The 9979-nt window shown below is 61.3% G+C and carries 10 protein-coding genes; 3 read left to right on the forward strand and 7 right to left on the reverse strand.

The features are described 5' to 3' along the window. Positions 1–216: 216 nt before the first annotated feature. From H6B15_RS11090 to H6B15_RS11110, 5 genes are all read right to left on the reverse strand, one after another. A complete protein-coding gene (locus H6B15_RS11090; protein WP_204648034.1) occupies positions 217–1521 on the reverse strand; it encodes an extracellular solute-binding protein in 1305 nt (434 codons plus the stop codon). After that, positions 1518–2186, reverse strand: coding sequence for a response regulator transcription factor (locus H6B15_RS11095; RefSeq protein ID WP_204648035.1), 669 nt, complete (start codon positions 2184–2186; stop codon positions 1518–1520). The genes H6B15_RS11090 and H6B15_RS11095 overlap by 4 nt, the downstream gene beginning before the upstream one ends. Continuing rightward, a complete protein-coding gene (locus H6B15_RS11100; protein WP_204648036.1) occupies positions 2183–3508 on the reverse strand; it encodes a sensor histidine kinase in 1326 nt (441 codons plus the stop codon). Before H6B15_RS11100 ends, H6B15_RS11095 begins: the two co-directional genes overlap by 4 nt. Then, entirely contained in the window at positions 3508–4479 is a 972-nt protein-coding gene (locus H6B15_RS11105; RefSeq protein WP_204648038.1) for a sugar ABC transporter substrate-binding protein, read from the reverse strand. The genes H6B15_RS11100 and H6B15_RS11105 overlap by 1 nt, the downstream gene beginning before the upstream one ends. 221 nt (positions 4480–4700) lie before the next feature. Next, the gene (locus tag H6B15_RS11110) at positions 4701–5432 is read right to left on the reverse strand and encodes a YoaK family protein (RefSeq protein WP_345941979.1); all 732 of its coding nucleotides are present in this window, start codon (positions 5430–5432) and stop codon (positions 4701–4703) included. A 184-nt stretch (positions 5433–5616) separates the two neighbouring features. On the opposite strand from H6B15_RS11110, the gene H6B15_RS11115 reads away from it, so the two are divergent. Further along, entirely contained in the window at positions 5617–6120 is a 504-nt protein-coding gene (locus H6B15_RS11115) for an HD domain-containing protein (RefSeq protein ID WP_204648039.1), read from the forward strand. Positions 6121–6188: 68 nt separating this feature from the next. Here the strand turns inward: H6B15_RS11115 and H6B15_RS11120 are convergent, their stop codons facing one another. Both H6B15_RS11120 and H6B15_RS11125 read right to left on the reverse strand, forming a co-directional pair. Then, positions 6189–7178: a Gfo/Idh/MocA family protein gene (locus tag H6B15_RS11120; protein ID WP_204648040.1), complete on the reverse strand. Its 990-nt coding sequence runs from the start codon at positions 7176–7178 to the stop codon at positions 6189–6191. 34 nt (positions 7179–7212) lie between these two features. Beyond that, positions 7213–8250: an AraC family transcriptional regulator gene (locus H6B15_RS11125; RefSeq protein WP_204648042.1), complete on the reverse strand. Its 1038-nt coding sequence runs from the start codon at positions 8248–8250 to the stop codon at positions 7213–7215. A 197-nt stretch (positions 8251–8447) separates the two neighbouring features. Here H6B15_RS11125 and H6B15_RS11130 point away from each other — a divergent pair, with 197 nt between their 5' ends. Both H6B15_RS11130 and H6B15_RS11135 read left to right on the forward strand, forming a co-directional pair. After that, positions 8448–9035, forward strand: a complete 588-nt coding sequence (locus tag H6B15_RS11130; RefSeq protein WP_204648044.1) for a PTS transporter subunit EIIB — start codon at positions 8448–8450, stop codon at positions 9033–9035. A 13-nt stretch (positions 9036–9048) separates the two neighbouring features. After that, the gene (locus tag H6B15_RS11135) at positions 9049–9843 is read left to right on the forward strand and encodes a PTS transporter subunit EIIC (RefSeq protein ID WP_204648045.1); all 795 of its coding nucleotides are present in this window, start codon (positions 9049–9051) and stop codon (positions 9841–9843) included. Positions 9844–9979 lie beyond the last annotated feature (136 nt).

The raw sequence follows: 9979 nt of genomic DNA on the forward strand, positions 1-9979 counted from the left end.
TACATCTGCATTTTGTCACGACTTGGGCATGACAAATGTCACGCTTTTTTTGGTTTTTTCCGTGAATATGCCGGTTTGACCGCATCAAACGCCTTTCTTTTGTGCAACATAACCATTACAGTAAGCAAAGCGCAGACAAAAAAAGACCCCCGGTTCCTTTTGCGGTACTCACAAAAGAAACCGGGGTCCGGTGTTTTTGGTTTTTGGGGAGCAGATTCAGCCGGTACTTTGCAGATACAGGTCGATCTGCCGCTGGGCGGTGGCCAATGTGGTGGCCAGGGAACGGTTGTTGGTCACGGCGTTGCTGACGGCGGTATCCGCCATAGCCGCGGCCTGCTCCTGGGCCGGGAACTGGGGCACCGTGACGGCAGTGCGCATGATCTCGCCGATGGCGGCACTGTTGAAGGTGCTGGTGCCCTGGGTTTCGGCAAAGATACGGTCCAGCAGGGCGGTATTTTCGGTCACCGCCCGCAGGGGCGAGATGCCCTGGGATTGCAGGAACAGCTGCCCCTGGGTGGTTTCGTCGGCACACAGGGTGCACAGCAGTTCCCAGGCCAGCCGGGTGTACAGGCTGCGGGCGCTGATGCCCACCTGCACCGTATGCAGCTCGCTGGTGTTGCCGCCTTCCGGCCCGGCCGGCATGCGCAGGCAGTCCCACACAAAGCTGGAATATTTCTTGACCCGCCAGGGGTAGGGCTGGTAGGCCCGGTACTCGCTGAACAGGAAGGGGCGGAAGGCCACATGGCCGGTGTCAAACTCCTGGGCGGTCACGGTATAGCCGGTGTCCAGGCTGCCCAGCGTCTGCACAAACCGGATGGCCTCCTCCACCCGGCTGTCCGCCAGGTAACACTGTTCCCCGTCGGCGGAAAAGAGGGTGGCCCCATTGGCGTACAATGCATTCTGCCAGGTATAGCCGTAGATGCCGTAGTCCCGGTCGGCACTGTCCGGCTGGGCGTCGGCAATGGTCTGGCAGATGGCATACAGGTCCTGCCAGGTCCAGTCGTTTTCCGGCATGGGAATGTTGTACTGTTCCAACAGGGTGCGGTTCACGAACATGACCATGGCGGCGCTTTCGTAGGGCAGGGCCATCTGGGAACCGCCATAGTTGCCCGCCTGCAGGCAGGCGTCATAGTAGATGCTGCGGTCCAGGCCGTTTTCCCCGTCCATCAGGCCGTCCAGCGGGGCCAGGGCACCGGTTTCGGCCAAAAGACCGAAGTCGTCCGGCAGCACAAAGAACACATCGGGCTCGGTGCCGGCCAGCAGTTTGTCGGCCAGCCATTCGCTGTATTCGTCGGTGGGGATGCCGCTTTCATACTCCACCGTGACGCCGGGGTGGGCGGCCTCAAACCGGGCAATGGCATCGTCCAGCACCTGGTAGCTGCTGCCGTTGGGAGTGCCCCAATAGCTGCCCGCAAACACCCCCAGGTGCAGCACGGTATCGCCCCGGGGCCAGAGCATGGCCGCCGCCAAAACCACCAGCAGCGCCGCGCCCCCCACCAGCGCGGCTGTGCGCCGCCTCACGGCAGATCCCGGCGCCGCAGGCCGGTTTCCACCGCCCAGATGGCCAGCTGGGTGCGGTCACGCAGGCCCAGCTTGCCCAGCACCGTGCTGATGATGTTGCGCACGGTGCCTTCCGACAGGCAGAGTTCGGCGGCGATTTCCTTGTTGGAAAGGCCGCGCCCCACCGACTGCACCACCGGCAGTTCCCCCTTGGTGAGGGTTTCGGCCCGGTGATCCTCCACCGGAATGCCGGTTTCGCCGTGGGCCATGCTGGAAAACAGCTGGATCATCTTGCTGGCGATGTTGGGGTTGACCATGGCCCCGCCGCTGTGGGCCACCCGGATGGCTTCGGCCAGTTCGGTGACGCCGGCGCCCTTGAGCAGATAGCCGCTGGCGCCGTTTTTCAGCGCACCGAACACGTACTCGTCATCCGCAAAGGTGGTGAGCACAATGACCTTGGTGGCCGGGTACTTTTCCTTGATCATGCGGGTGGCTTCCACTCCGTCCAGCACCGGCATGCGGATGTCCATGAGCACCACATCCGGCCGGTTTTTGGCCACGCTCTCCACCGCAGCGCCGCCGTCCCCCACCGTGTCCACCACTTCCATGTCGGGGTTGACGTTCAAAACGATCTTCAGGCTCTGGCAGAACAGTTCCTGATCGTCCGCAATCACCACACGGATCATATATTTTCCTCCCCTTTCTGCCGCGGCTGCAGCCGGGCGGTCAATGCAAAGCCGGGTCCTTCCTCCGGCGGCCGGTTGCCGTATTCCAGGCTGCCGTGCAGCAGTTCCAGGCGCTCCCGCATATGCCGCAGGCCAAAGCCTTCCGGCTTGCCGGGCGCCATGCCTTCCCCGTCGTCCCGCACCGTGATGGTCAGTGTCTCGCCAAAACGGTCCAGTCGCACTTCAATGTTGCGGGCATGGCCATGGCGCACCGCGTTGGTCAGACTTTCCTGAATGACACGGTAGATGGCTTCCTCCTCATCGGGGGCAAAGTCCAGGTTGCCGGCGTTCTGGGTGTAGGTGACCTTGGCCGCGGTGGTCAGGCAGAATTTCTCGATGGTATTTTCCAATGCTTCGGCAAAATCGGTGTGTTCCAGGGCATCCGGCCGCAGGGCGTTGATGGACCGGCGCACATCGTTGAGCCCTTCCCGCGCCGTCTGGTTGGCCAGCTGCAGTTGTTTGCGGGCCTGGTCGGGGGCGGCATCCATGAGAATCAGGCTGGCGTCGGTGGTCATGATGATGCCGGTGAGGGTGTGGCCCAGGGTGTCGTGAATTTCCCGGGCAAGGCGGTTGCGTTCCCGCAGTTCGGCCATGTGCTCGGTCTTGTCCGCGTATTCCTGCAGCTGACGGTAGCTTTCCTGCAGTTCGGCGTTGAGCTGGTGCACCCGGGTGTTTTCCGCCTTCTGACCCAGGAACAAGAGCACCAGAAAGACCACAAACAGCAGCACGTGCAAAGAGGTCAGCAGACTTTCCACCCCGCTGAACCAGCTGCTGTAAAATTCGGTGTAGTAGGACAGATACTGGCTCAGGGGAATTTCGGAGAAAAACACCGAGGCGATGCTGTAATCCGCCAGGGCGTACAGAACCGTCAGCACCGCAATGATGCAGGCCCGGCCGTATTTTTCCTGGGCGGTGTAGACCAGATCGGCCAGCACCATGAGGAAAAAGCCCCGATAGTAGAAGTTCAGGCTGGTCACTTCCGCCGCAGCCAGCAGGATTTCGGCGGTGAACACCGCCGCCCGCAATCCCCGCCGCCCGGGGGGCAGGTAGTCCTTGCCCAAAATCAGCGCCGCCAGGGGCACAAACAGCCCCAGGGAAAGCACCGCCATCTGCCAGGGCGGGGCCGGCACCTGCTTGGCCGAGGCAAGAAAATCCCTGGCGGAAAAGCTGCCGGAAATGCGCAGGGCCGTCAGCCCGCGCAGCAGAGAATAATACACCACCAACACCAGGTTGATGGCCAGCATCAGACCCCGCAGGGTCCGCAAGATTTGATCCTGTTTCATCATTGCCACCCGCTTGTGCCGTACTGGGCCACGTTGTCCTTGGTCAGCAGGGTGACCGGCAGCACGATCTCCTTTTCCGGGGTGCCGCCGTCCAAGGCCAGGTACGCCTGCTCCACGGCGGTTTCGGCCATTTCTCCCAGCATCTGGGCACTGGTGGCGGTCATCAGGCCGTCGGCCACCAGGACCTTGCCTTCCGGCGAGCCGTCCACCCCGTACACCAGGAACCGGTCGCTGAGCCCGGCCCCCTCAATGGCCGCCAGGGCGCCCAAGGCGCTGGGGTCGTTCAGGGCCATGACCACATCCGCTTCCGGGTGTTCGGCCAGCAGCTGTTCCATCACCGGCATGGCGTTTTCGATCTGGCCGTCGGAGGAACCGGACCCCACCACCGCAAAGCCCTCGTGCCCCTGGATGGTATCCACAAAGCCCCGGATGCGGTCGGCGCCCGAGCGGGCGGTGATGTGTTCCAGCAGCAGAATGTTGGCGGAGTCCCGCACGCTGAGCAGGTGTTCGGCGCACTGCACCCCCGCCTGGTAGTTGTCCGACAGGATGGTGGAGGTGACCAGGCTGTCATCCTTCACCGGGGCGTCGATGACGATGACCGGCACGCCCGCATCCGCCGCCAGGCGCAGCCCGTCGCCCACCTTTTCCCAATCCACCGGGTTGAGCAGAATGGCCGACACCCCTCTGTCCAGCAGGTCGGCAATCTCCTCATTCTGGCGGTCCTGGTCCATGACCGCGTCCCTGGTCAGCAGACGGTCGCCCCGGGCTTCCACCGCCGACTGCAGCCGGGCGTCCAGTTCCTGGTAGAAGGGGTTGTTCATGGTCATGTAGGTGGCCCCGATCAGGCGCTGGTTTTCGGTCTGTCCGGCCGAATGGTCCCCCGGCAGCCACAGAAGAGGAAGCAGCGCGGCGGCCAGCAGCCCGGCCACCAGCACCCCGCCGATGACCGGAAGCATCTTTTGCAGTTTCATCCGCGTTCCTCCCCCGGGCGGTCTTGTCCGGCCCGATTTTTTTGTACTTTGGCTTTATTATAGTACGTGGATACGTTTCTGCGCAAGGGCAGGAAGCGGTTTCGTTTTTTCCCGCCGCAAGGCCGTTGGCCTCTCCCTTCTTCTGGGGTACAAGGCCTTGGCCCGTGGCCCAAAACAAAAAGGCAGGGTGCGCGCCCTGCCTTTCGGGATGTAGGAAATTGTCAGTGGCCGGAGGGCTTCTGTTCCACCAGCGCCCGCTCGGTGGTCAGGTCCGCGTGGAGCAGCGTGACAAAGATCACGCACAGCGGAAGGATGGTGATCCAGATGGACCGCCCGCCCAGAAAACGGCCGAAGACCGTACCCACCACCGCGCCGGTGATGAAAAAGAAGAGCATGCCCGCATGGCGGCCCCACTTGCGGCGGTGAGAGGTGTTACCGGTACGGTGGTGGCGCAGTTCGGCAGCCAGCCCCACCCCCACCTGGCGGATATGGTTGGTGACAAAGGTGGTGGCCACCGGAACGCCTTCGGCCTGGCGGAAGGTATTGTACTGCATGGAGGCCAGGAAGTTGATGGCCACCTGGGAGATCTGCACCGGGGCGGAGTCGGGCACAAAGCCCAGGGCCAGCACAGCCAGCATTTCGATGAGGATAAGAAGGGTATCCCACCGCACTTTCAGCCGGTGTTTCAGCGGGTTGGGAAGCAGTTCGGACACAAACGCCCCCAGAATGTACGCCGAAATGGGCACCAGGTAGTATACAGCCTTGTTCCATTCCCCGCTGCCCAGCGCCAAGCCCATAAGCACCACGTTGCCGGTCTGGGCATTGCAGAAGATGCCCCCGCGCAGCAGATAGGTGTATGCCCCCCAGAACCCGGCCACGCAGATCAGGGTAAAGTAGACCCAGGTCTTTTCACAGGTGAGAAAATGCTTCTGGTTATCGTTGTTTTCCGTCACAGTAAGCCTCTTTTCCAGAATTTGTTGGGTATTTTTTATTATACCTGTTTTTGGCCGTAAAGGCAAATGAGGCCCGGCCTGGCAAAGGGCGGAGACATTTTTTTGAAATTTGTCTTTGTTTGGAGTATCATAGAGAGGTATTGTACAAAGGAAAAAGCCCGATTTGCCCGGAAAGGAGCGCACCATGGACACCGCCAAAACCATCGATACCCTGACCCTGAAAATGTTTGCCTTCAACGCGGGGGATGCCAAGCGCATCCAGCACCTGATGAAGGTCCACCGCTTTGCCCAGCTCATTGCCCGCATGGAGGGCCTGGACACCCACACCCGGTTTGTGGTGGAGTGCGCCGCCCTGGTTCATGATATCGGCATCCGCCCCGCAGAAGCCAAGTACGGCAGCTGCACCGGCAAGCTGCAGGAGCAGGAAGGTCCCGCCTACGCCCGTCCCATGCTGGAAGAGCTGGGCCTGGATGCGGCGGACATCGACCGCATCTGCTATCTGGTGGGGCACCACCACACCTACACCGGCATCGACTGGGCGGACTACCAGATTCTGGTAGAAGCGGATTTTCTGGTGAACCTGTATGAGGACGGCGTGGGGGCGGACGGCGTCCGCCATGCCCTGGATACCATCTTCCGCACCAAGGCGGGACGGGACCTGTGCACGGAGATTTACGGCGTGCAGTGAACACAAGCCAAACAGCCCCCGCCGGGCAGCAGATACCCGGCGAGGGCTGTTTTTCTATACAATAAAAGTCAGTCGATCTCCTCACAAGGGTAACGGAGGCCCATCTGGGCGCGCAGATGGTCCATCTGTTCCATCATGTGCACCGTCTCGGCATGGGGCATGGAGGGACACTCGGTCAGCCCCTTTTGGATGCTGTCCACCGTCTCCAGCACTTCGTACTCATACCCGGTGAGCTGGGGCGGGCAGTCCAGGCTGTGAATCAGCCGGTTGTCGGCGTCGTACACCCGCAGGCCCTGGGGATTGTTGATGTTTTCCACCATCATGTACCCCTTGGTGCCGTAGATGACGCCGTACCGGTCGGACACCGCGTTGGCGGCGGCGGTCAGGTTGGCCACCCGGCCGTCCTGCCAGGTCATGGTGATGCTGTCGGTCAGGTCCACCCCGTTTTCGTTTTTGGTGCACAGACCGTGGATGGCATCCGGGCGGCCGAAGACCATCTCCGCAAAGTTCAGGGTGTAGACCCCCACGTCCAGTAGGGCGCCGCCAGCCAGTTCCGGCACCACGATGCGGTGGTTGCCGGTGATGAAGTAGCCCAGGTTGGCGGTGAGCAGCCGGGGTTCCCCGATGAGCCCGGCGTCCAGGGTTTCCCGGATGATACGGCGCATGGGCTGGTACCGGGTCCAGATGGCCTCGGTGACCAGCACCCCCTTGCTGCGGGCGTAGCGGATGGCATCCTCCGCCTGGCGGGCGCTGACGGTGAAGGACTTTTCGCACAGGATGTGCTTGCCGTGGTCGGCGCAGAGCTTGGTGTGCCGGTAATGGTGGGAGTGGGGCGTGGCGATGTAGACAAGGTCCAGGTCGGGGTCGCTGAGCATTTCCTCGTAGCTGCCGAAGGCCTTGTGCACCCCGTGGGCCTTGGCGAAGGCCTGGGCCCGGGACAGGTCCCGCGCTCCCACGGCGTAGAGTTCCACCTCCGGATGTCCGTTCTCATTGAGCAGACGGACGGTGTTGGCCATGACGCCGGCAATCTGCCCGGCGCCCAGAATTCCCATTTTCATTGTATATACCTCCCATGATGATCTGCGGCGGCTTTCAGCGGCGGGCCCGGTATTCCGCCGGGGTACAGCCGTAGCGTTCCGCAAACTTTTTATAAAAGAAATTTTCGTTGGTGTACCCGCACTGCTGGGCCACCTGGTGCACCGGCCGGGTGGTGGAACGAAGCAGGAAGGCTGCTCTGGCCAGACGGCCGTCGGTGATCAGATCCTTGAAGCTGCTGCCGGTGGCCTGGCGAAGCATGCGGGACAAGGCGTTGGGATGAAATCCGAACCGGGCGGCGGTTTCGGCCAGGGTGCAGGTGGTGCAGTTGTCGTCCATGTAGCGCAGAATCTCGGTGAGATAGCTGCGGCGGGCCTGGCGGTATTCGCTCTCCATGGCGCCCTGGTAGCTGCGCACCAGTTCGATGAACACCAGGTTCATGTAGCTGCTGATGGCACCCTCGGCACAGATCTGGGGGTCCAGATACTCACAGAAAACCTCCTCCATCAGGTCCCGGAAAAAGGGGCTTTTGTCGGTGTGAAACAAAAGGTACCGGCTGTGGTCCCGCTCCTCGCTCAGGGCGTTGGACAAAAACCGGGGAATGGGACCGCTGGCGGTAAACCGCTCCACAAAGCTGGCGGTGAAGTAATGCCGGTCCATCAGGCAGTTGAGCACAATGTCCTTTTCCCCGGTGGGCAGGATGGTGTGCACCACCCCGCTGTCCATGATGCACACGTCCCCGGTGCGCATGGCCAGGCGGTGGCCGTTGATTTCGGCGGTGCACTGCCCCTCATAGACATAACTCATCTCGATATAATCGTGCCGGTGCAGCGGTACCCGGGAAAACCGGGTCTGCTTGTTGAAGGCGATGCCGCTGACCTCCGCCGGGGTGAAGTTCGCCTTATCGCTGAAACTGCCGTGTCCCCTGGCACCACCGCCCACCACCGGCCCCGGAAACACATACACGCCGTTTTCCCATCGGGTTTTGGCATCCTGGCTCTGGTAATATTCCAGTGATTTCTCGGGGTGGTCCCGGTAGAGGCGTTCCTTCTCTGTTGTCGGGATGACCAATTCATGGAATTCTTCTTTGTTCATTTTGCCACACCCCCTGTTTTCACCGCCGCAAAATGTTTGATTTTGTCAGGATTCCGGTTCTGTTTCGTGATTGCTCCGGTGTGTTTTCCGCGCTATACTGAGGCTGTAAAAACAAGACCAGTATACCACGGGCCCGGGCTGCTGGCAACAATTTCATCGGATGTATGAAAAAAGTAACCATATTGGAGGAAACAGACATGGCAAGAACGGATTACCCTCAGTTTGCGGCTGAGATCGTGGCCGCTGTGGGTGGCAAGGAAAATATTGTCAGTGTGACCCATTGCATGACCCGGCTGCGCTTTGTGCTGGCTGACGAGAGCATCGTCAAGGACGAGGATGTGAAGAAGGTCAAGGGCGTCATGGGCGTGGTCCATGGCGGCGGCCAGTACCAGATTCCCATCGGTACCCAGGTGGAGGACCTGTGCCCCGAAGTGGAAAAACTGCTGCGCGGCGCGGACACCATGGCCGCCGGCAAGGCCAAGGCTGAAAGCATGCGGGTTGTGAGCAAGGACAGCTGGTACAACCGCTTCTTCAAGGCCATTTCCGGCTGCATCATCCCCAGCATCGCCCCCATGGCTGCCGGCGGTATCATCAAAGGCGTGCTGACCATCCTGACCACCTTCGGCGTGCTGGCTTCCACCGACGGCACCTACATGATCTTCTACGCCGCGGCCGACGCCCTGATGTACTTCTTCCCCATCATCATCGGCTTCTCCGCCGGCAAGGTCTTCGGCATGAACCCCTACACCGCCGCCTGCCTGGGCGCTGCCATGCTGTTATCCTGACCTGGCCGCCTTTGTGGGCGCCGAAACCCCGCTGACCTTCTTCGGCATTCCGGTCACCATGCTGGGCTACCAGCAGACCATCCTGCCCATCCTGCTGGCCGTGTTCGTGGGCAGCAAGATCAAAAAGCTGGCCAAGAAACTGATTCCCCAGGTTCTGCAGCTCATGTTCGTTCCCACCGTGGTGCTGTGCATCACCTTCCCCCTGCCCCTGCTGGTGGTGGGCCCCGTCATGACCGCCGTTTCCAACACGGTGGCTGGTGCGGTCAACACCCTGTTCACCATGGTGCCTGTGGTCTGCGGCGGCGTTCTGGGTGCTTTCTGGCAGCTGTTTGTCATGATGGGCATCCATGCGGCCATGATCCCCATCATCATGAACAACATCACCACCCTGGGTTACTGCCCGGTCAACGCCATCCTGGGCCTGACCGTGTGGGCTCTGGCCGGCGTCAGCCTGGGCTATGCCCTGAGCGTTAAGGACAAGGAACTCAAGGCCACCGCATTCGGCAGCATGGCTTCCGCTCTGTGCGGCATCACCGAACCCACCATCTACACCGTGGCCCTGACCAACTTCAAGCGCTTCATCGCAGCCTTCATCGGCGGCGGCATCGCCGGTGTCATCGGCGGCGCCCTGGGCATCAAGTTCTACACCTGGGCCGGTGACGGTCTGTTCCGTATCCCCGGCATGATCAATCCCGCCGGGCTGGATGTGAGCTTCTACGGCTTCCTGGCCTGCGCCGCCATCGCCTTTGTGGTTTCCGGTGCCATCTCCTTTATTGTCACCGACCCCAACGAGGCCGCCCAGGCGTAAAATCCGCCTGAGTCTGGAAAGTACCTGTCCCCCATGTTATAATAAACATAAATCAAAACCACCCGTTGAACGGGTGGTTTGAACAGGCCCTATAAGGGCCTATCTCCTGTGGTCGCTCCCTAAAGGGAGCCCCGAA

This window comes from Gemmiger formicilis, from assembly GCF_016900095.1.
Classification (GTDB): Bacteria; Bacillota; Clostridia; order Oscillospirales; family Ruminococcaceae; genus Gemmiger; species Gemmiger formicilis_A.

Bases quoted from the DNA above. Each gene is read 5' to 3' on its own strand.
- H6B15_RS11095 (WP_204648035.1), bottom strand. From the start codon at position 2,186: ATGATCCGTGTGGTGATTGCGGACGATCAGGAACTGTTCTGCCAGAGC.
- H6B15_RS11100 (WP_204648036.1), bottom strand. From the start codon at position 3,508: ATGAAACAGGATCAAATCTTGCGGACCCTGCGGGGTCTGATGCTGGCC.
- H6B15_RS11105 (WP_204648038.1), bottom strand. From the start codon at position 4,479: ATGAAACTGCAAAAGATGCTTCCGGTCATCGGCGGGGTGCTGGTGGCC.
- H6B15_RS11115 (WP_204648039.1), top strand. From the start codon at position 5,617: ATGGACACCGCCAAAACCATCGATACCCTGACCCTGAAAATGTTTGCC.
- H6B15_RS11120 (WP_204648040.1), bottom strand. From the start codon at position 7,178: ATGAAAATGGGAATTCTGGGCGCCGGGCAGATTGCCGGCGTCATGGCC.
- H6B15_RS11125 (WP_204648042.1), bottom strand. From the start codon at position 8,250: ATGAACAAAGAAGAATTCCATGAATTGGTCATCCCGACAACAGAGAAG.
- H6B15_RS11130 (WP_204648044.1), top strand. From the start codon at position 8,448: ATGGCAAGAACGGATTACCCTCAGTTTGCGGCTGAGATCGTGGCCGCT.